This is a genomic window from Catenibacterium sp. (assembly GCF_052354645.1).
GTDB lineage: Bacteria > Bacillota_I > Bacilli_A > Erysipelotrichales > Coprobacillaceae > Catenibacterium > Catenibacterium mitsuoka_A.
This window is the reverse complement of the sequence record NZ_DAWDDM010000007.1, coordinates 1-19,084: the sequence shown is the minus strand read 5'-3', so window position 1 is coordinate 19,084 and position 19,084 is coordinate 1. Positions and strand designations below refer to the sequence as shown.

The following is a 19,084-nucleotide window of genomic DNA, read 5'->3' as shown; positions in this document are numbered from 1 at the left end:
CACATGCCTTTCACGCATGCATTCACGGGTTCGAATCCCGTACCGGTCACCATATATGGAGGTTTAGCTCAGTTGGGAGAGCATCTGCCTTACAAGCAGAGGGTCAGCGGTTCGAGCCCGTTAACCTCCACCATTTTTTTGCCGACTTAGCTCAACTGGTAGAGCAACTGACTTGTAATCAGTAGGTTGGGGGTTCAAGTCCTCTAGTCGGCACCATTAGCGACTCGCTAGCTCAGATGGCAGAGCATCTGACTTTTAATCAGAGGGTCAGGGGTTCAAATCCCCTGCGAGTCACCATCTTGATGCGGGTGTGGTGAAATTGGCAGACACGCTAGACTTAGGATCTAGTGCTTCGGCGTGCAGGTTCAAGTCCTGTCACCCGCACCATTCTGAATGCAAACACCGAAGTATTCGGTGTTTTTTTTATGCCTAAAAATAAAAAATCTACCAAAATGGTAGATTACATTCCATTATAGAAGAGAATTTGATGAGGGGAAGCTCATTAGTATCTCATATATTTTGGGAAGCTATAACAGAATGATGTGTATATTATAATACTCTAGGATAGAGTAGTAAATATGTATATGGTCATGAAATCCCTTGTATTTCATGACTGATTGTTTTAACATATTATTATAATTGAAATGGGAGCTAATTTGCTGAGAGTAGACATAAGTCTTGACCGTGAAACCTGATTTGGATAATGCCAACGTAGGAATTTTATGAGCACCTTCTTTCAGCGTGCTCTTTTTTATGGAGGAAAAGAATATGAACTACATTAAGAAATTAAGAGAAGTAAAACCATTAGTACACAACATCACTAACTATGTAACAGTGAATGATGTAGCCAATGCGATTCTTGCAATTGGTGGTAGTCCTATTATGTCAGATGAGATCGCAGAAGTGGCTCAGATGACTTCTATCAGTAATGCATTAAATATTAATATTGGGACTCTTAATCAAGTGAAGATTGCTTCTATGTTTGAAGCAGGTAAGGCATCTAATGCATGTAATCATATTACTGTATTAGATCCAGTAGGTGCAGGAGCCACTGATTTACGTACTAATACATGTAAAGAACTATTAGAACAGATTCATTTTGATGCCATCAAAGGGAATATTTCAGAAATTAAGACTTTAATGGCTGGTACAGGTCATACTAAAGGTGTAGATGCATCAGTGGAAGATCAGAAGAACTCACATGATCTCATTGATGATATCAAAGCATTCGCAAAAGAATTGAATACAATTATTATTGTGACTGGTCCTGTAGATTATGTCACAGATGGTAATAAGTGCTATATGATCAATAATGGATGTAAAGAAATGAGTGCCATTACCGGTACTGGATGTATGTTATCAGGTATCTTAGGCTGTTTCTTAACAGTAGAAAATAGTGTAGATAGTGCTGCAGCAGCTGTTATGTCCATGGGTATTGCGGGTGAAATTGGTGCATCTAAATTAAAAGAAGGCGAAGGTAATGCAACACTTCGTACTTATTTAATTGATGCATTATTCAATATGACTGATGAAGAATTAGAAAAGAGTGGTAAATATGAAGTTCAATAATGATATGTTGAGACTCTATGCTGTGACTGATCGTCATTGGACAGGAGAACAGACTCTATATGAGCAGGTAAGAGATGTTTTAATGGGTGGTGCTACTTGTCTTCAGCTAAGAGAAAAAGACCTAGATGAAGCCTCTTTCTATGAAGAAGCAAAGAATATTAAAGAACTATGTCGTTTATTTGATGTACCATTTATTATTAATGATAATGTCATGCTTGCTAAGGAAATAGATGCAGATGGTGTTCATGTAGGTCAGGATGATATGGCCTGTGTGAAGGCGAGAGAAATGCTTGGACCAGATAAGATTATTGGTGTAAGTGCACATACTATAGAAGAAGCAAGAATTGCGAAAGAACAAGGTGCAGACTATTTAGGTGTAGGGGCTATTTTCCCTACATCTTCTAAAGATGATGCAGAAGTATTAGGCATCAAGCGTTTAAAAGAAATGACTGAAACAGTGGATCTTCCAATGGTAGCCATTGGTGGAATCAGTTATGATAACTGCTTATTACTTAAAGATACAGGTATTGATGGTATTGCGGTTATTAGTGCTTTATTTGGTCAGAAGAATATCAAACAGGCTACTATTGATTTAAAGAAGCGTGTGGATGCACTTTATGAAACAATGCATACATGCTTAACTATTGCCGGTAGTGACTCTAGTGGTGGTGCAGGAATACAAGCAGACTTAAAGACAATGCTTGCCAATAAAGTATTTGGTATGAGCGCTATTACAGCCCTCACAGCCCAGAATACAACGGGTGTGACAGATATTATGGATGTTACTCCAAAGTTCTTAGAAAGCCAGATTCGTGCTGTATTTGATGATATCTATCCAGAAGCTGTTAAGATTGGTATGGTGTCTTCTAAAGCACTTATTCATACTATTGTAGAAATGTTAAAACATTATGATGCGAAGCATATTGTGGTAGATCCAGTCATGGTTGCGACAAGTGGCGCAAAGCTTATTAGTGATGAAGCTATTTCTACATTAAAGGAAGAATTACTTCCTATTGCTGAAGTTATTACACCTAATATTCCAGAAACAGAAGTACTCACTGATATGGAAGTGAAAACTGTAGAAGATATGGAAATAGCAGCTAAGAAGATTTATGACACATATCATTGTGCTGTATTGGTTAAAGGTGGACATCAATTAAATGATGCTAATGACTACCTATACAATGGTGAAAAGGGTACTTGGTTTAAAGGACATAGAATAGACAACAGTAATACACATGGTACGGGATGTACTTTATCAAGTGCGATTGCATCTCATTTAGCTAAGGGCTATACACTAGAAGAATCAGTTAGACATGCTAAAACATATCTTACTGGTGCAATAGGTGCTATGTTAGATTTAGGTCAGGGAAGTGGTCCTATGGATCATGGCTACAATATCTAAAAATATTGATAAATACACAATAATTCCATAACTGCCTGATATAATCTCTTTTAAGAGGTTAAGGGCATGAAAGAATTCAAAGCGTGGTTTATACTCATATTATTTATTTTGCTGCTTCGAGTAATATATCTATTACTTGAAGGTGGGCACATCTTATGAATATCCTCTAGATATATCATCTGGAGGATTTTTTTATTTAACTTAAAAATTTACACATTAACATTCGCAAAGTTAAAATGAAATAAATTAAGTTAAAAGAACCCCCTATAGAAGAATCACACCTTCTATAGGGGGTTATATTATTTATTAAGTTTTTTCTGGTATTCTTTTAAGTCTTCTATGACGTTCTCTATTGTATCATATACCCAGCCAATCATTTCATCAGGAATATGCTGACTATAAAGTTCAGATAAATCCCTATGGAACTGGTTATGAACCTCTAATGCCTGATATCCCTTATCAGTAATACGTAGATATGTGACACGATGATCTGCAGAAGAACGTTCTCTTGTAAGAAAACCTTTATTCACAATAGTCTTCACATTAGTAGTTAATGTTCCTACAGTTACCTTTAATGTCTTTGCAACATTTGTCATAGTAGGAAACTGCTGCTTACTCACAGCCTCTATAATATGCATTTCATTCATTGATAACTCAGGAAAAGGACTATATTTAATATAATCTTCCTGTACTTTAATGGCGAGTTTGAAAACTGTATTAATAGAATCCATTAAATTATTCTTTTTCGCGTCCATAATTCCACTCCTTGACTCTATTCTACAATTTTATCACATATTTGAGAAGACTAATTATATACGACCTAATGATAATTCATTTAAGAGAATCGTATGTTTTTTCTTGTTTTCATCCTCTATCACAAGATGACAATTCTCATCTAAATATAAGAATTTCACTAAACCATACTCTTTATAGGGAATTGTCTTACCTCTTAAATAAGAATGACGATTCATGCCATCTAATAAAGATGCAAAAGGCATATGAAGCATATTCTTAAATGTATCAATAATATTTAACATCAGCTTTTCTTTATCAATAGGATGATTTATTACATCAGATAGAGAATAGTAAGAACCCTTACTAATATTTAACCCTGTCCCAATAATAATACCCTGTAAAGTATTCTCATAAATCGTCTCTACAAGAATACCTGCAATCTTCTGATTATTTACATATATATCATTTGGCCACTTAATGAATGCATTGATCTGTTTCATTCTTAGAACTGTCACAATCGCATAAGCCATAATGGCAGACACTTTTAAAGGATCCACGTTCTGTTTCATATAATAACTAAAGAGAAGCTGTTCATCCTTATCTGCCTCCCAGATATGATTAGAACGTCCTCGACCATGAGTCTGATAATGTGCACGGACAATTGTATCATCATCTAATTCCTGATAATGATCATGAATATACGTATTAGTAGAATCAATTTCTTCAAATTCTATATATTTCATTAGTCACCTATCGCAAAAGTGAGTTCAGCCTGTACAACAGTTTTACCATTGACTGTTGCTTTTGCTTCACCAATACCGATCTTACCTCTCATTCTTGTGAGTGTGCATTCTAATTCCATCACATCTCCAGGAATGACTTGTCCTTTAAACTTACATTTATTGATTCCTGCAAAGAAGACAATCTTACCTTGATGTTCTTCCTGACTTAATATCGCAATACATCCAGTCTGTGCTAAAGCTTCTACAATCAATACACCTGGCATCACATGATGCTCAGGGAAATGCCCCATAAACTGCATTTCATTTACACTGACACACTTAATGCCTTTCGCATATTCTCCTGGCTTATAATCAGTAATACGATCTACAAGCGCAAATGGATAACGATGAGGATTAATTTTCGCAATTTCATTACTATTTAGTTCCATTGTCATACTCCTTGAATATAATACTTGCATTATGTCCACCAAAACCTAATGAATTACTCATGACATAATGAAGATCTTTGTTAACACCAATATTTGGTACTACATTTAAATCACATTCTTCATCCTTTACCTGATAATTCAAAGTAGGAGGAATAAAGTTATGCTTTAAGGCCAATACTGATAGTACTGCTTCAATACCTCCTGCAGCTCCTAAACAATGTCCTGTATGACCTTTAGTAGAACTTACTGCAAGTTTGTATGCATGTTCCTTAAATACTGATTTAATCGCTTCAGTTTCACATAAATCATTTAAATGAGTAGAAGTACCATGTGCATTAATATAATCGATCACATCATAACTGATACCTGCATCATCTAATGCATTCTGCATGGCATAGGCACCACCTTCACCGTTAGGAAGTGGGGCAGTAATATGATGGGCGTCACAGCTTACACCATAACCAGTCATTTCACCATAAATATGCGCACTTCTATTTAAGGCATGTTCTAATTCTTCAAGAATAAGAATACCTGCTCCTTCACCCATAACGAAACCATTTCTTTCTTTATCAAAAGGAATAGAAGCACGGTTTGGATCAGTGGCATCACTTAAAGCCTTCATAGAAGTAAATCCACCAATACCTAAAGGAGTTACAGATGCTTCACATCCACCCGCAATCATGACATCCTGATAACCATCACGAATATTTCTAAATGCATCACCAATCGCATTTGTACCACCTGCACATGCAGTTACTGGGCAGGTACATAACCCTTGTGCATGATAAGCAATCGCAATATGACCAGCTGCTAAGTTAGAAATAGTCATAGGAATAAAGAAAGGAGATACTCTATCAAAACCTCTCTTTTCTCCTGTCTGATAGTTCTTTTCGATAGAACCTAAACCACCAATACCACTTGATACAATCACTCCAAAACGATGAGAATCAATGTTGTTGATATCAAGACCACTATCAAGCATTGCTTCGTGAGATGCAATCATCCCCATCTGAATAAAGCGGTCCATCTTCTTCGCTTCTTTCTTATCAATATACTTTGTGACATCAAAGTCTTTAACTTCACCTGCAAGAGTGACCTTCATACCTTTTGTATCAAATAAAGAAATAGGCGCAATACCGCACTTACCTTCTTCAATAGATTTCCATGTTTCTTCTACATTATGTCCAATAGGATTAATAGTTCCTATACCTGTAACTACTACTCTACGTTTTGTCATAAGCTCCTCCTTACATAGCCATTCCACCATCTACATGAATGGTCTGTCCTGTAATATACTTTGCATCATCACTTGCTAGGAATGCGATTGTCTTTGCAACATCCTCTACATGTCCAAGTGTTCCTAAAGGAATAGATGCCTTTAAACCTTCTTTTACTTCATCACTTAATACTTCTGTCATATCAGTTTCAATAAATCCAGGAGCTACTGCATTCACAGTCACACCTCTAGGACCTAATTCTCTTGCAAGAGACATTGTCATACCAATGACACCTGCTTTACTTGCTGCATAGTTAACCTGTCCGGCATTACCAATCACACCTACGACAGAAGATAAAGAAATAATATGACCAGACTTCTGTTTCATCATTAAACGGCTTGCCTGCTTCATACATAAATAAGTTCCCTTAAGATTTGTATTAATAACGGCATCAAAGTTTTCAGTTTTCATTCTTAAAATTAACTGATCTCTTGTAATACCTGCATTATTCACAAGAATATCAAGATGTCCAAAGTACTTCTTGATACTCTTGAAGATGTTTTCTACATCCTCTTCATGAGAAATATCACCTTCAACACATAATACATCTCTACCAAGATCTTTAAGTTCTTTTACTAATTCTTCAGCTAATACTTTATTCTTTTCACTTGCACGATAATTTAATGCAATATCTGCACCCTGCATGGCAAGTTCCATCACTGTCGCACGTCCAATACCTTTTAACCCCCCAGTGACAAGGGCAACCTTATTACTTAGTTTCATTTAATGCCTCCACACACTTCTGCAAAGAAGCCATATCTTCTACCTGATATGTCTTGATTTTTCTATCAATCTTACGGACAAAACCACTTAATACCTTACCAGGTCCAATCTCTATAATTGTATCCACACCATTATTAAGCATAGTACGAATACTATCTTCAAAATATACAGGACTCATGACCTGTTTCTCTAACATCTCCTGTACACTGCAATCTTCTAATTCCTTACCAGTACAATTGAAAATCACTGGGACATTCATTTCATGGAATGTAACATCTTTAAATACTTCATGAAGTCTTGTACTTGCATCCTTTAATAATTTTGTATGGAAAGGACCACTTGTATTTAAAGGTACAGCTCTTCTTGCACCATGATCCAATGCCTTCTGACCAGCTTCTTCTACTGCTTTCTTTTCTCCTGCAATAACTAACTGTCCAGGACAGTTATAGTTCGCAATAGAAACATATCCATCACAGCCAACACATATATCAAGTAATGGTTCACGTTCAAGTCCAAGAATAGCCATCATGGCACTCTCAACACCTTCAGCTGCTTTTTCCATTGCGAGACCTCTTTCTCTTACAACCTGGATTGCTGTTTCAGGATCAAATACACCTGCTGCACTTAAAGCACTGTATTCACCTAAAGATAAACCACATACATAATCAGGTGTAATACCATTCTTCTTTAAAAGAAGAGTCGCCATATTCGCAACTGCTACCATCGCAGGCTGAGTAAAACGTGTAGTACTAATAGTCTTTTCATCACTATTAAACATGATATCCTTTAAATCAAAATCTAACTTTACATTATCTAATAAGTTCTTACAGTCTTCATCATTTTCATAAAAAGACTGTCCCATACCTACATATTGTGTTCCTTGTCCTGCATAGATAAAACCGAGTTTCATACAATACCCTCCATTAATTCATCAATCAGATCACTTACATGTACAAGTTTGTCAATGCGATATCCGTTTGTGCCAGTAAATACAAGACCATTCTCACAATCACCATTTACCGCATTAATTAAAGCTTGAGTAATACAATAAGGAATAGACTTCATATCACAGCTCGCAATACATCTAAAACATCTCTTGATAGGATGTGTCTTTTCCATAAAAGGTGTCATAAAAGCACGTCCTGGCATACCAACAGGAGACTGTACAATCTTGATATCTTCCTTCTTACCATTAATAAAATAATTCTTATACTCCATTGAAGCATCACATTCATAAGTACCAATAAAACGTGTACCCATCTGAACACCATCCGCACCAGCTTCTAACATCTCTTTAATATCTTCATTAGTATAGATGCCACCAGCTACAAAGACTGGAATAGAATGATTAAATAGCTCTTCAAAGCCTTTCACAACTTCTTTAACATCCTTCAAGATATCCTTTAAAGAAGCACATGTATTCTCTAATAATTCTTCTTTCTTAAATCCAAGATGACCACCTGCTTTATATCCTTCAATCACAATAAAGTCAGCTGTACGATCATATTGACGTTTCCACTTGTTTAATATCAAACGTGCTGCCTTACCAGAAGATACAATAGGCGCAATCGCTGTCTTTTCATCCACATATTCAGGAAGTTTTAAAGGAAGACCAGCCCCAGAAATGATCGCATCTACACCACTTTTAACAGCTTGTCTGACATGCTGTTCATAATCACTTAAGGCTACCATGACATTGACTGCTACCATGCCGTTATTATTTGAAATCTCTTTAGCACGTTTGATTTCTTCATCAATCGCTTCTAGATTCGCTTTCTTTGTATCTTTAAGAAAAGAAGGCTTTTTAAAACCAATCTGAGCTGTAGAAATAACACCCATTGCGCCTTTCTTAGCTACATTTCCAGCTAAAGAACTTAAGGAAACACCAACACCCATTCCTCCCTGAATTAAAGGGAGAGATAAAGAATGTGATCCTATTTTCATAGATGAACCTCCATCACACGCTTCTTTTCTTCTTCATATTCTTTAAATAAACCTTCAATGATGTCTTTAAGACTTCTTTCTTCATGCACCATACCAGCTACCTGACCACTCATTAAAGAACCGGTTTCTACATCACCTTCAAATACAGCGCGTTTTAAAGAACCTAATGTATACTTCTCTAGTTCCATCATTTCGGCTCCTTCTTTTTCTTTCTTAATATAAGTACGTGCCATCTTGTTCTTTAAGATACGTACAGGAGTTCCAGCAATACGTCCAGTTACTGTTGTATCAGTATCTTTTGCCTTAATAATCGCATTCTTATAGTTCTGGTGAATAGGACATTCTGTACTTGCAAGAAGAATAGTACCAACCTGTACACCATCAGCACCAAGTGCAACTGCTGCAAGAAGTTGTTTACCACTCGCAATCCCACCTGCAACAATCACAGGAATATTCACTGCAGCCTTGACCTGTGGTGCTAAAGCCATAGTAGTCAATTCTCCCACATGACCACCAGATTCAGTTCCTTCCGCAATAACGGCATCCACACCTGCTTTTTCCATACGTCTCGCAAGGGCAACACTAGGGACTACAGGCATCACAATAATACCTGCTTCCTTCCATTTCTTAATATAAATACCTGGATTACCAGCACCTGTTGTGACAACAGGTACTTTTTCTTCCACTACAATATCAGCCATTTCTCCTGCTTGAGGATGTAATAACATCAAATTAACACCAAAAGGCTTATCAGTAAGTTTCTTTGCTTCACGGATATTTTCTCTTAACATTTCAGGAGACATACCACCACCTGCAATAAGTCCTAAACCACCTGCATTAGATACAGCTGCCGCAAAAGCACCTGTCGCAATATTAGCCATACCACCCTGAATAAGAGGGTATTTAATCTTTAATGTTTCATTTAACCACATAGTCTTCTCCTTACCACTCTATCAGATTGGCACCATAAGTTAGTCCTGCACCAAAACCAACACAGAGTATCTTCATACCTCTTTTTAATAACTTCTTTTCATTCATCTCTCCAAGTACAAGAGGAATACTTGCAGCAGATGTATTACCATATTCATCGACATTCAGATAAAACTTATCCGATGTTATTTTCATTTTCTTATAGACATGACGAATAATTCTTTCATTTGCCTGATGCACCACAAAGTAATCAATATCATCTTTAGTAAGTGATGCCTTCTCTAATACTTTCTCTATACACATAGGAAGAACTCTTGTCGCAAACTTAAATACTTCTTTACCTTCCATATGTAAATAATCACTCTTTAAACCATAAAGCACTTCTTCATTGCCTTCTGATCCTTGATAATCACAAAATAACTTATTTTCTTTCTCTATGACAACAGCACCAGCGCCATCACCAAACAAGATGCATGTTGTACGATCTTTCCAATCAATGAGATTTGAAAGCTGTTCAGCACCAATAATTAAGGCATAACGCTTATCACTTGTATAAAGTAATGAACGTGCCACTGATAATGCATAGACAAACCCACTACATGCCCCGTTTAAATCGAACGCAAATACATCATTATTTAAACCTAAACGTTCCTGTAAGAGACAGGCAATAGAAGGGGTATTATAGGGAGAAGACATTGTTGCCACAATAATGATTCCAATATCTTCTTTATTGATGTTGTTTAATGCCTTTAAAGATGCCTTATAAGCCATATCTATAAGTGTTTCATCTTTACATATATGACGTTTCTTGATACCAGTACGGGGATAAATCCATTCATCACTCGTATCAACTATCTTTGATAGATCATCATTAGTCAGTACATTTTCAGGTACATAATATCCTGTATCGATGATAGAAATACCCTTATCCATTCTTCCATTCTCCAATCTTACGATATCTGTTATATCTCTTGCGTATTAAAGTATTTACATCCATTGGGACTAGAATATCTAACTGTTCTCTAATCACCTTACGTATATTTCTATATACAGCGACAGGATTTGTAGTCATACCACCTAGAGGTTCCTTGATGATTTCATCAATAATCCCATAATGATATAAATCTTCAGCTGTCATCTTCATGACTTCACATGCTTCCTCAATACGTTCTCCTTTCACATCTTTCCAAAGAATAGATGCAAAACCTTCAGGAGATAAAACAGAATAAACCGCATTCTCTAACATAGCTAAGTGATCACCGATACTTAGGGCTAAAGCACCACCACTTCCCCCTTCACCAGTAATAATCACAATAATAGGAACCTTTAAATCACTCATCATCATCAGACTCTGACCAATCGCTTCACCAATACCATTCTCTTCAGAACTAATACCAGGATAAGCACCCGGAGTATCAATAAAAGTAATAATAGGACGATGGAACTTCTCTGCCTGTTTCATTAAACGCATCCCTTTGCGATACCCTTCAGGACTTGCCATACCAAACTGACACTTTAAATTTTCATCAATACTTCTTCCTTTTTGATGTCCAATAATTGTGACGGGCATGTTATTAAACATCCCAATACCACCGACAATTGCCTGATCATCCTTGAAATAACGATCACCACGCATTTCTACAAACTCATCAAACACATGATCAATAAACTCATGTATATGAGAACGTTCAGGCTTTCTCGCAAGATAAACACGATCATATGCACAAAGATGTGAATATGTCTCTTTCTTATAATCATTGATTGTTTCTTCAATCTTACTGGAATCTATTTCTCTATCATTCTTAATGACTGCAAGCTTCTTTTCTAGCTCCGCAATCTTTTCTTCCTTTTCCTTTAAAGACATATAAACCTCCTTATGCATGCATACGTAATAATAAAGCCAATGTGTCACGCATCTTCTCACGTTCCACAATCATATCTACAAAGCCATGATCTTCTAAGAATTCAGCACGCTGGAATCCATCAGGTAGCTTTGTCTTCATAGTACTTTCAATAACTCTAGGTCCTGCAAAACCAACTAAAGCTTCTGGTTCTGCAATATTAATATCACCAAGCATTGCGAATGATGCAGTGACACCTCCTGTTGTAGGGTGTGTTAAATAAGAAATATAAAGAAGTCCAGCATCTAAATGACGTTTTAATGCAGCACATGTTTTACCCATCTGCATTAAAGAGAAGATGCCTTCCTGCATTCTTGCACCACCACTTGATGTGAAAATAATCAAAGGTAATTTCTTTCTTGTTGCCATTTCAATTGCACGTGTAATCTTTTCACCAGCCACACTACCCATAGAAGCCATCATAAAACGATGATCCATCACAACGACAATTGTACGCATATGATCAATACGACCACCTGCCACTACAACCCCATCATGTAATCCTGTCTTATATTCATACTTCTCAAGTTTTTCTTCATAACCAGGGAATTCTAATGGATTTCCTGATTTCATAGAAGTGTAGTATTCCTTATATTTACCATGATCAAACAACGCATCTAAACGTGCATAAGCATCAATAAAGAGGTGATGACCACATTGTGGACATACCTGTAAATGATTCTTTAAATCAAGTGTACGAATTGTACTATTACAGTTAGGACATGCCTGATATAACCCATCAGGCACTTCCTGCTTCTTGACTTTGTTGTCTTTATTTAAATAACGACGAAAGTCCTGTAATTGTTGTTTTCTTTTCTTCCAGATACTATCCATTTTCACTCACCATCTCATCTAAATGTGTTTCAATAAAGCTTGTATTAAAATGTCCTTTAATATAATCGGGCTGATGTAGGATATAGAACTGTAATGTCTGGTTAGTCGTAATACCTTCAATCACAAGTTCACTTAAAGCGCGTCTCATACGCTTGATTGCTTCTAGTCGAGTAGGGGCATGGACAATCACTTTTGCGACCATTGAATCATATTGAGTAGGGAGTGTATAACCTGTATATAACATCGTATCCACTCGAACACCTGGTCCTCCAGGTAAATGCATGAAGTTTACTTGACCAGGACATGGTCTAAAGTTATGGAAGGGATCTTCCGCATTAATACGACATTCAATAGAATGACCCTGTAAAGTAATATCTTCCTGTTTAAAGCTTAAAGGTAAACCTGATGCAATACGAATCTGCTGCTTAATGAGATCAATACCAGTGACCATTTCAGTAATAGGATGTTCTACCTGAATACGCGTATTCATCTCAATAAAGTAATAGTTGTTGTGTTCATCTAAAACAAACTCAACAGTTCCAGCATTGGTATAACCAGCACCCTGTGCAGCTTTGACTGCAGATTCACCCATTTTCAAACGTAGAGATGCATCAAGCACCTTGCATGGTGCTTCTTCTATCATTTTCTGATTACGTCTTTGAATAGAACAGTCTCTCTCACCTAAATGAATCACATTGCCATGCTCATCCGCTAAAATCTGGAACTCAATATGCTTAGGATTCAATACAAGTTTCTCTACATACATATCATCATCCCCAAAGCATGCTTTGGCTTCTGCCTTGGCAGTCATAAAGGCATTCTCTAGTTCATCTTCACTAAAGGCTTTACGCATACCACGTCCTCCACCACCAGCACTCGCTTTAATAAGCACAGGATAACCAATCTCATTCACTACTTCTTTTAATTCTTCATATGTATTGACTGAACCATTAGATCCTGGAACGACAGGAACACCTGCTTCAATCATCATTTCTCTTGCCTTAGACTTATTACCTAATGCATCAATAACATCACCCTTAGGACCAATAAACTTAAGTCCACAAGTTTCTACAAGTCTTGCAAAATCACTATTTTCAGATAAAAAACCAAAACCTGGATGAATCGCCTGACATCCTGTCTCAACAGCTGCAGTAATAATCGCTTCCTTATTTAAATAACTATCAGCACTCTTAGGACCACCGACACATACTGCTTCATCCGCTAACTGTACATGTAATGCATTCTGATCAGCCGTAGAATAAATGGCTACCGTTAAAATATCCATCTCTTTACATGCACGAATAATACGAACAGCGATTTCTCCACGATTCGCAATTAAAATCTTCTTAAACATACTATTCCTCGATGATCATTAAAGTCTGATCAAAGCTGACTAAATCTTCATCCTTCACTAATAGAGAACGGACAGTACCATCTACAGGTGCTTTAATTTCATTCATGACCTTCATGGCTTCAATAATACATAATGTCTGTCCCTTAGTGACTTTTGACCCTTCCTTGACAAAAGGCTGATCATCTGGGGAAGGAGAAGAATAATAAACTCCTACAAGAGGGGCCTTTACTTCTGTACCACTAATAACTGGTTTTTCTTCCTTTACTTCTTGTACAACAACAGGCGCACTTTCACTAGATACAGTGACAGGTGCAGTTACCTGCACCTGTTGACTCTTTTCAAGTTCAAGTTTCACGCCTTCCATTTCAATTTTCATCTTATCGATATCAGCTTGTTCAAAAGCTTCCATCAACTCTCTGACTAAATCCATAGAAAACCTTCTTTCTTTGAAATTCAAACTATTTATTTAAAAAATTAAGCATTTGCTTCTAAGTAATCAACAATGTCCTTTACAGTAGCCATCTTGTTGGCTTCTTCATCAGGAATTTGTACATCGAATTCATCTTCTACAGCCATAATTAATTCAACGGCATCTAATGAATCTGCATCAAGATCATCCTTTAAAGATGCTTCTAATGTTACCTGTTCTTCATCACAGCTAAGTGAATCTACAATAATATCTTTTACCTTATCAAATGTTGTCATGTTTATATCCTCCTTATGACAATACTGTCTTTTTTAATACAATCTTTTCTAATTTAAATGCGATCATGCAGCTGACTGCAATCTTTAGTGCATCACCAAGTAAGAATGGTAATACACAAGTCATTAATGTACTTAGAAGTGATGCTTTCATTGTATACATGAAGTAAATACTTCCAAGTCCATAAGTAATAGCCGTTCCAATAATCATGGCAAGAATATGTCCTTTAACTGAACGGTCATGAGTAATAATAGTACTCATCACTAATGCCATAATAGGAAAACTGAATAAGAAGCCTCCTGTTGGACCTATAAGAGCACCCATACCACTATTGAAATTACTAAATACTGGAAGACCAATAGCTCCCATAATCAAATAACAAAGCACTGTATAGAATGCGTGATTTGGTGTCAATAGACACGCAATGAGATAGATGGCCAGGGTTTGCAATGTGATAGGAACAGCTGTAGGCAATGCCACAGAAATCTGTGATAAACAGATGAGAACCCCTAACATCAATGCATCTCTGACTAGATTTGAAACATTAGATTTCATATCATTCTCCTTTTCACTACTTGGAATATCAAACTATTCCTTGACTTGCATTATAGACCTTTGATTTTAAAAATCAAATAAATTAGCAATAAATATGACAAAAAAGCCATAATTGTACAACAAACATACTAGTTTGAAATTAAAACTAATAGAATAAGCACTTACATTTAAATCAAATATGTTGATAAATGGCATAAAAAAGAGAATAATAGAGATAAGAAAGTGAGGGATATATATGAAAAAGATCACAATGTTTTATTTAGAAGAATGTCCATTTTGTCAGAAGGCAAAAAAAGCGATGGATGAACTTATGACAGAAAATAAAGCATATCAGTCATTGGATATAGAAAAAATTGAAGAAAGTGAAAATGTCGCTTTAGCTGAAAATTATGATTATTATGCAGTTCCTTCTTTATTTATTGGAAAAGAGAAGTGCTTTGAATGTACAATCCAGGATGATTTTGATTCAATCAAGGCAAACTTCAAACGTGTATTTGATGAGGCTTTAAAATAATGGGGCATTTCTATTTTACACGCCATGGTCAGACTATCTGGAATGTAGAAAATAAGATCTGTGGGGCAACGGACATTGCCTTAACAGATCTAGGACATAAGCAGGCTATAGAACTTGGACATTATATTAAGGAACATCATATCCATATAGATCAAATTCTTTATTCACCATTAAGCCGTGCAAAGGATACGGCCTTACATATATCTGAAGTAACAGGTATACCAGCAAGAGAAGAATTAAGACTTAAGGAACAGAACTTTGGGAAATATGAATCTACACCTAGAGATGGAGAAGAATTCAAGCAGGCAAAGACATGTTTTGTGAACTCTTTTGAAGGAGGAGAAACAATGTTGCATCTTGCTCATCGTATCTATAGTTTATTAGATGATGTGAAGAAGGATGATGAACATGTTTATCTTTTAGTTGCCCATAATGGTATTTCGCGTATTATTGAATCTTATTTCCATGATATGACCAATGATGAATTTTCTGCCTTTGGTATAAAAAACTGCAAATTAAAGAAGTATGAGTATTAAGAAGTACAACAAGTACTTCTTTTTATTGTTGAATATGTGACCGATTTCATTATAATAAGATAGAGATGGAGGAATAATAGAATGAGACCAAAAATACACTTTACAGCACCTAGAAACTGGATCAATGATCCTAATGGGCTAACTTATTTTAATGGAGAATATCATATCTTCTACCAGCATTTCCCATATGATACATCATGGGGCACAATGCATTGGGGACATGCAGTCACTAAAGATTTTCAGACATTTAAGCATCTCCCAATCGCTTTATATCCTTCTAAGGATTATGACAGAAACGGAATCTTCTCAGGTTCCGCATTAAACTACAATGGCAAGATGTACCTTTATTACACAGCCATCAAGTATCGTATTGAAAACCCTGAATATATCCATAAGCCACTTATTAAGGATGACTTAATTGCATCACAGGCATTACTTATTAGTGATGATGGATATCACTTCAATAATAAAGACGCAAAATATAAGGTTGTTGATGTGATTACTGATCCTTCTTTAGGACATGATCAGCATACAAGAGATCCTAAAGTCTGGTTAGGTAAGAATGGACATGTTTATATGATCCTAGGAAGTAAGGTTCCAAATGGGGATGATTTTGATGGAGAAGTATTATTCTATGAAAGTGAAGATGGAATGACATTTGCTTATAAGAATAGATTCGTCGATTCTTCAATTGGAAACATGTGGGAATGTCCAGATCTATTTGAATTAGATGGACAGTACTTCTTAGTTTTCTCACCTGAAAACTTAGATGGTTATCCACGTCCTAATAGTAATGCAGCTATTATGCCAGTTAACTTTGATGAAGAAACATGTACAATGTCTAAGGCAGGAGACCTTATGTTTATTGACTATGGCTTTGATTTCTATGCCCCTCAGACATTCTTAGATGAAAACAATAAACGTACTATTTTAGGATGGATGAGAATGAAGGAAGTCTTAGAAGGTGAAGAATGGATTGGTTTATTCACAATGCCACGTCATCTTTCTTATAAAGACAGACATGTTTATCAGGATGTACATCCATTAATTAAGAATACATTTGTGCATACAACAGATACTATTGATTTTGATGAACCTTTCTTAATGAAAACTACTCTTGAAGACAATGAAACAATCACATTGGGTGGTGTTAAGATTTCTTATGTTGATGATCAGCTAGTCGTAGATCGTACAGCTGTCTCTGTGAATAATGATGAACTATACAATATTCATAAAACACCTGTATTAAATGGTCAGTGTGATTTAGAAATCTATTATGATGAAGGTATCATCGAAATCTTTGTGAATAATGGTTATTATGTAGTGAGTCAGATTATTTATCATCTACAGGAAGAAGACACACATATCTCAGACTGTACAATCTATACAAGATAAATCATTTGCATATTTCTCTTAAATTGTATATAGTTAGTATGTACTAACTAGGAGGTATACATATGATGAGAGATATACTTGTGACTTTGTGTTCACTTGGATTTGTATGTATCAGTCAAAAAGTGAAGACACAATTAAAATATTATGCATATAGAAATCAGAAGGGACATTAATCTCTTCTGTTTTTTTGATAGAATAGATACAAGGGAGGACTATATGATGAGGAAAGTATTATTTTTTGATATCGATGGTACATTGGCTATTCATGGACATATTCCAGAATCTAATAAGAAAGCGTTAGAAGCATTAAAAGAAAAGGGTTATGATACATTTATCTGCACAGGACGTGCACCTTATTATGCAGAGAATCTTTTTGGAAAACTGGTTTCAGGTATTATTTCATGTAATGGTCGTTATATCAGTTATAAGAGTGAAAAACTTCATGGTGTGCCTTTTACACCTGTTGAAGTAGAAGAACTAAAAAAGAAACTAGATAATCTAGGATGTGGAGGACTGTTTGTCTCTGATACATTCTCTAGCCCTTATCATCTAGAAGGAGATGTACTCACACATGTAAAGAAAGAATATGGTGAAGAACATATTAAAGACGAAGAAGGTACTTACTATACATGTGATTTCTTCTATGATACGTTAGAAAAGAGAGATACGATGATAGAAGCCTTTAAAGGAGAATGTGTGATTAATGATCATGGTGGTACTGGTTCATGTGATACTTCTACTCTTGTCTTTGATAAAGGACATGCAATCAAGTATATTATTGATCATTTCTCACTCACTAAAGAGGATGCCTATGCATTTGGTGATGGCTATAATGATCAAGCCATGTTTAGAGAAGCAGGACAACGCATAGCAATGGGAAATGGTGTAGATGTCTTAAAAGAAAAAGCAACTTATATCACTGATACAGTGGATAATGAAGGAATCTATAAAGCTTTGAAACATTATGAGTTACTTTAATCTTGAAATATGGCATAATAATCCGAGGGAGGATCACTATGAAACAAAAAACTGATTTTCAAACATTTATATCTTACTTTAAACCACATCGTCGTCTATTCTTTTTGGACCTTGCATGTGCGTTAATGATTTCTTTAATTGATCTCGCTTTTCCATTTGTCTCTAGATGGTGTATGTATACATTACTACCAAATAGTATTTATAAGACATTCTGGATGGTTATGATTATTTTCTTATTGGCTTATTTAGTGCGTTCATTCTTTACTTATATAATTTGTTATTATGGACATACATTTGGAATTCTTGTAGAAGCAGATATGCGTAAAGACTTATTTGAACATATGCAGTCATTAAGTTATGGTTATTTTGATAATAATCGTATTGGACAGTTAATGAGCCGTTTAACGACTGATTTATTTGATATCACAGAACTTGCACATCATGGACCAGAAGATTTATTTATCTCTACTGTGACTATTATTGGTTCTATTATTATCATGTTCACAATTGAATGGCGTTTAGCTTTAGTTATTGCGATTATGATACCTGTTTTCTTACTT

The 19,084-nt window shown here is 35.8% G+C and carries 22 protein-coding genes, 4 tRNA genes and 1 riboswitch; of the genes, 11 read left to right on the top strand and 15 right to left on the bottom strand.

Features of this window, described 5'->3' with window-relative positions; genetic code table 11:
* Positions 1-57 precede the first annotated feature (57 nt).
* From ACT8VG_RS00865 to thiD, 6 genes are all read left to right on the top strand, one after another.
* A tRNA-Val gene (locus tag ACT8VG_RS00865) sits at positions 58-133 on the top strand.
* Positions 134-140: 7 nt separating this feature from the next.
* Positions 141-216: transfer RNA gene (locus ACT8VG_RS00860), tRNA-Thr, on the top strand.
* Between the two features lie 5 nt (positions 217-221).
* Positions 222-297 (top strand) — tRNA-Lys (locus ACT8VG_RS00855).
* A gap of 7 nt (positions 298-304) precedes the next feature.
* Positions 305-387: transfer RNA gene (locus ACT8VG_RS00850), tRNA-Leu, on the top strand.
* Positions 388-634: 247 nt separating this feature from the next.
* Positions 635-735, top strand: a riboswitch (TPP riboswitch).
* Between the two features lie 33 nt (positions 736-768).
* Positions 769-1,569, top strand: a complete 801-nt coding sequence (thiM, locus tag ACT8VG_RS00845; RefSeq protein ID WP_226793250.1) for a hydroxyethylthiazole kinase — start codon at positions 769-771, stop codon at positions 1,567-1,569.
* Complete coding sequence (thiD, locus tag ACT8VG_RS00840; RefSeq protein ID WP_444195020.1) at positions 1,556-2,974, top strand: bifunctional hydroxymethylpyrimidine kinase/phosphomethylpyrimidine kinase; 1,419 nt, start codon at positions 1,556-1,558, stop codon at positions 2,972-2,974. Before thiM ends, thiD begins: the two co-directional genes overlap by 14 nt.
* Positions 2,975-3,273: 299 nt before the next feature.
* On the opposite strand, the gene ACT8VG_RS00835 is transcribed toward thiD, so the two are convergent.
* From ACT8VG_RS00835 to ACT8VG_RS00765, 15 genes are read right to left on the bottom strand one after another with little or no spacing between them, the layout of a single operon-like run.
* On the bottom strand, positions 3,274-3,729 hold the full coding sequence (locus ACT8VG_RS00835) for a MarR family winged helix-turn-helix transcriptional regulator (RefSeq protein WP_187011707.1): 456 nt from the start codon (positions 3,727-3,729) through the stop codon (positions 3,274-3,276).
* Between the two features lie 54 nt (positions 3,730-3,783).
* Positions 3,784-4,452: a biotin--[acetyl-CoA-carboxylase] ligase gene (locus ACT8VG_RS00830; RefSeq protein ID WP_444195019.1), complete on the bottom strand. Its 669-nt coding sequence runs from the start codon at positions 4,450-4,452 to the stop codon at positions 3,784-3,786.
* A complete protein-coding gene (gene fabZ, locus ACT8VG_RS00825) occupies positions 4,452-4,880 on the bottom strand; it encodes a 3-hydroxyacyl-ACP dehydratase FabZ (protein ID WP_022424954.1) in 429 nt (142 codons plus the stop codon). The genes ACT8VG_RS00830 and fabZ overlap by 1 nt, the downstream gene beginning before the upstream one ends.
* Positions 4,867-6,117: a beta-ketoacyl-ACP synthase II gene (fabF, locus tag ACT8VG_RS00820; protein WP_444195018.1), complete on the bottom strand. Its 1,251-nt coding sequence runs from the start codon at positions 6,115-6,117 to the stop codon at positions 4,867-4,869. Before fabF ends, fabZ begins: the two co-directional genes overlap by 14 nt.
* A gap of 10 nt (positions 6,118-6,127) precedes the next feature.
* Positions 6,128-6,880, bottom strand: a complete 753-nt coding sequence (gene fabG / locus ACT8VG_RS00815; protein ID WP_444195017.1) for a 3-oxoacyl-[acyl-carrier-protein] reductase — start codon at positions 6,878-6,880, stop codon at positions 6,128-6,130.
* Positions 6,867-7,790, bottom strand: coding sequence for an ACP S-malonyltransferase (fabD, locus tag ACT8VG_RS00810; protein WP_440253486.1), 924 nt, complete (start codon positions 7,788-7,790; stop codon positions 6,867-6,869). Before fabD ends, fabG begins: the two co-directional genes overlap by 14 nt.
* Positions 7,787-8,824 carry an NAD(P)H-dependent flavin oxidoreductase gene (locus ACT8VG_RS00805; RefSeq protein ID WP_187011712.1) on the bottom strand — a complete coding sequence of 346 codons (1,038 nt, stop codon included), beginning with the start codon at positions 8,822-8,824 and terminating at the stop codon, positions 7,787-7,789. The genes fabD and ACT8VG_RS00805 overlap by 4 nt, the downstream gene beginning before the upstream one ends.
* The gene (locus ACT8VG_RS00800) at positions 8,821-9,756 is read right to left on the bottom strand and encodes a nitronate monooxygenase (RefSeq protein ID WP_117458885.1); all 936 of its coding nucleotides are present in this window, start codon (positions 9,754-9,756) and stop codon (positions 8,821-8,823) included. Before ACT8VG_RS00800 ends, ACT8VG_RS00805 begins: the two co-directional genes overlap by 4 nt.
* A gap of 10 nt (positions 9,757-9,766) precedes the next feature.
* Positions 9,767-10,687, bottom strand: coding sequence for a beta-ketoacyl-ACP synthase III (locus ACT8VG_RS00795; RefSeq protein WP_440251056.1), 921 nt, complete (start codon positions 10,685-10,687; stop codon positions 9,767-9,769).
* The gene (locus ACT8VG_RS00790; protein WP_022424947.1) at positions 10,680-11,618 is read right to left on the bottom strand and encodes an acetyl-CoA carboxylase carboxyltransferase subunit alpha; all 939 of its coding nucleotides are present in this window, start codon (positions 11,616-11,618) and stop codon (positions 10,680-10,682) included. The genes ACT8VG_RS00795 and ACT8VG_RS00790 overlap by 8 nt, the downstream gene beginning before the upstream one ends.
* Before the next feature lie 10 nt (positions 11,619-11,628).
* Positions 11,629-12,489 carry an acetyl-CoA carboxylase, carboxyltransferase subunit beta gene (gene accD, locus ACT8VG_RS00785; protein WP_444195016.1) on the bottom strand — a complete coding sequence of 287 codons (861 nt, stop codon included), beginning with the start codon at positions 12,487-12,489 and terminating at the stop codon, positions 11,629-11,631.
* The gene (locus ACT8VG_RS00780; protein ID WP_195921478.1) at positions 12,482-13,843 is read right to left on the bottom strand and encodes an acetyl-CoA carboxylase biotin carboxylase subunit; all 1,362 of its coding nucleotides are present in this window, start codon (positions 13,841-13,843) and stop codon (positions 12,482-12,484) included. Before ACT8VG_RS00780 ends, accD begins: the two co-directional genes overlap by 8 nt.
* A gap of 1 nt (position 13,844) precedes the next feature.
* Complete coding sequence (gene accB, locus ACT8VG_RS00775; RefSeq protein WP_117458890.1) at positions 13,845-14,273, bottom strand: acetyl-CoA carboxylase biotin carboxyl carrier protein; 429 nt, start codon at positions 14,271-14,273, stop codon at positions 13,845-13,847.
* Between the two features lie 44 nt (positions 14,274-14,317).
* Complete coding sequence (gene acpP, locus ACT8VG_RS00770) at positions 14,318-14,548, bottom strand: acyl carrier protein (RefSeq protein WP_006504254.1); 231 nt, start codon at positions 14,546-14,548, stop codon at positions 14,318-14,320.
* 13 nt (positions 14,549-14,561) lie between these two features.
* Entirely contained in the window at positions 14,562-15,101 is a 540-nt protein-coding gene (locus ACT8VG_RS00765) for a biotin transporter BioY (protein ID WP_187011716.1), read from the bottom strand.
* A 235-nt stretch (positions 15,102-15,336) separates the two neighbouring features.
* Between ACT8VG_RS00765 and ACT8VG_RS00760 the strand changes: the two genes are divergently transcribed.
* The 5 genes from ACT8VG_RS00760 to ACT8VG_RS00740 all read left to right on the top strand — a co-directional run.
* Positions 15,337-15,615, top strand: a complete 279-nt coding sequence (locus tag ACT8VG_RS00760) for a glutaredoxin family protein (protein WP_006504252.1) — start codon at positions 15,337-15,339, stop codon at positions 15,613-15,615.
* On the top strand, positions 15,615-16,151 hold the full coding sequence (locus ACT8VG_RS00755; protein WP_444195015.1) for a histidine phosphatase family protein: 537 nt from the start codon (positions 15,615-15,617) through the stop codon (positions 16,149-16,151). The genes ACT8VG_RS00760 and ACT8VG_RS00755 overlap by 1 nt, the downstream gene beginning before the upstream one ends.
* Positions 16,152-16,232: 81 nt before the next feature.
* A complete protein-coding gene (locus ACT8VG_RS00750) occupies positions 16,233-17,546 on the top strand; it encodes a glycoside hydrolase family 32 protein (protein WP_444195014.1) in 1,314 nt (437 codons plus the stop codon).
* Between the two features lie 216 nt (positions 17,547-17,762).
* Entirely contained in the window at positions 17,763-18,524 is a 762-nt protein-coding gene (locus tag ACT8VG_RS00745; RefSeq protein WP_217106236.1) for an HAD-IIB family hydrolase, read from the top strand.
* Between the two features lie 38 nt (positions 18,525-18,562).
* Positions 18,563-19,084: ABC transporter transmembrane domain-containing protein (locus tag ACT8VG_RS00740; protein ID WP_444195013.1), on the top strand; the 522-nt coding region annotated here is incomplete at its 3' end.

What these genes read in the sequence shown, in the direction of transcription:
- thiM (WP_226793250.1), top strand. Translation starts at nt 769, where the DNA reads ATGAACTACATTAAGAAATTAAGAGAAGTAAAACCATTAGTACACAAC.
- thiD (WP_444195020.1), top strand. Translation starts at nt 1,556, where the DNA reads ATGAAGTTCAATAATGATATGTTGAGACTCTATGCTGTGACTGATCGT.
- ACT8VG_RS00835 (WP_187011707.1), bottom strand. Translation starts at nt 3,729, where the DNA reads ATGGACGCGAAAAAGAATAATTTAATGGATTCTATTAATACAGTTTTC.
- ACT8VG_RS00830 (WP_444195019.1), bottom strand. Translation starts at nt 4,452, where the DNA reads ATGAAATATATAGAATTTGAAGAAATTGATTCTACTAATACGTATATT.
- fabZ (WP_022424954.1), bottom strand. Translation starts at nt 4,880, where the DNA reads ATGGAACTAAATAGTAATGAAATTGCGAAAATTAATCCTCATCGTTAT.
- fabF (WP_444195018.1), bottom strand. Translation starts at nt 6,117, where the DNA reads ATGACAAAACGTAGAGTAGTAGTTACAGGTATAGGAACTATTAATCCT.
- fabG (WP_444195017.1), bottom strand. Translation starts at nt 6,880, where the DNA reads ATGAAACTAAGTAATAAGGTTGCCCTTGTCACTGGGGGGTTAAAAGGT.
- fabD (WP_440253486.1), bottom strand. Translation starts at nt 7,790, where the DNA reads ATGAAACTCGGTTTTATCTATGCAGGACAAGGAACACAATATGTAGGT.
- ACT8VG_RS00805 (WP_187011712.1), bottom strand. Translation starts at nt 8,824, where the DNA reads ATGAAAATAGGATCACATTCTTTATCTCTCCCTTTAATTCAGGGAGGA.
- ACT8VG_RS00800 (WP_117458885.1), bottom strand. Translation starts at nt 9,756, where the DNA reads ATGTGGTTAAATGAAACATTAAAGATTAAATACCCTCTTATTCAGGGT.
- ACT8VG_RS00795 (WP_440251056.1), bottom strand. Translation starts at nt 10,687, where the DNA reads ATGGATAAGGGTATTTCTATCATCGATACAGGATATTATGTACCTGAA.
- ACT8VG_RS00790 (WP_022424947.1), bottom strand. Translation starts at nt 11,618, where the DNA reads ATGTCTTTAAAGGAAAAGGAAGAAAAGATTGCGGAGCTAGAAAAGAAG.
- accD (WP_444195016.1), bottom strand. Translation starts at nt 12,489, where the DNA reads ATGGATAGTATCTGGAAGAAAAGAAAACAACAATTACAGGACTTTCGT.
- ACT8VG_RS00780 (WP_195921478.1), bottom strand. Translation starts at nt 13,843, where the DNA reads ATGTTTAAGAAGATTTTAATTGCGAATCGTGGAGAAATCGCTGTTCGT.
- accB (WP_117458890.1), bottom strand. Translation starts at nt 14,273, where the DNA reads ATGGATTTAGTCAGAGAGTTGATGGAAGCTTTTGAACAAGCTGATATC.
- acpP (WP_006504254.1), bottom strand. Translation starts at nt 14,548, where the DNA reads ATGACAACATTTGATAAGGTAAAAGATATTATTGTAGATTCACTTAGC.
- ACT8VG_RS00765 (WP_187011716.1), bottom strand. Translation starts at nt 15,101, where the DNA reads ATGAAATCTAATGTTTCAAATCTAGTCAGAGATGCATTGATGTTAGGG.
- ACT8VG_RS00760 (WP_006504252.1), top strand. Translation starts at nt 15,337, where the DNA reads ATGAAAAAGATCACAATGTTTTATTTAGAAGAATGTCCATTTTGTCAG.
- ACT8VG_RS00755 (WP_444195015.1), top strand. Translation starts at nt 15,615, where the DNA reads ATGGGGCATTTCTATTTTACACGCCATGGTCAGACTATCTGGAATGTA.
- ACT8VG_RS00750 (WP_444195014.1), top strand. Translation starts at nt 16,233, where the DNA reads ATGAGACCAAAAATACACTTTACAGCACCTAGAAACTGGATCAATGAT.
- ACT8VG_RS00745 (WP_217106236.1), top strand. Translation starts at nt 17,763, where the DNA reads ATGATGAGGAAAGTATTATTTTTTGATATCGATGGTACATTGGCTATT.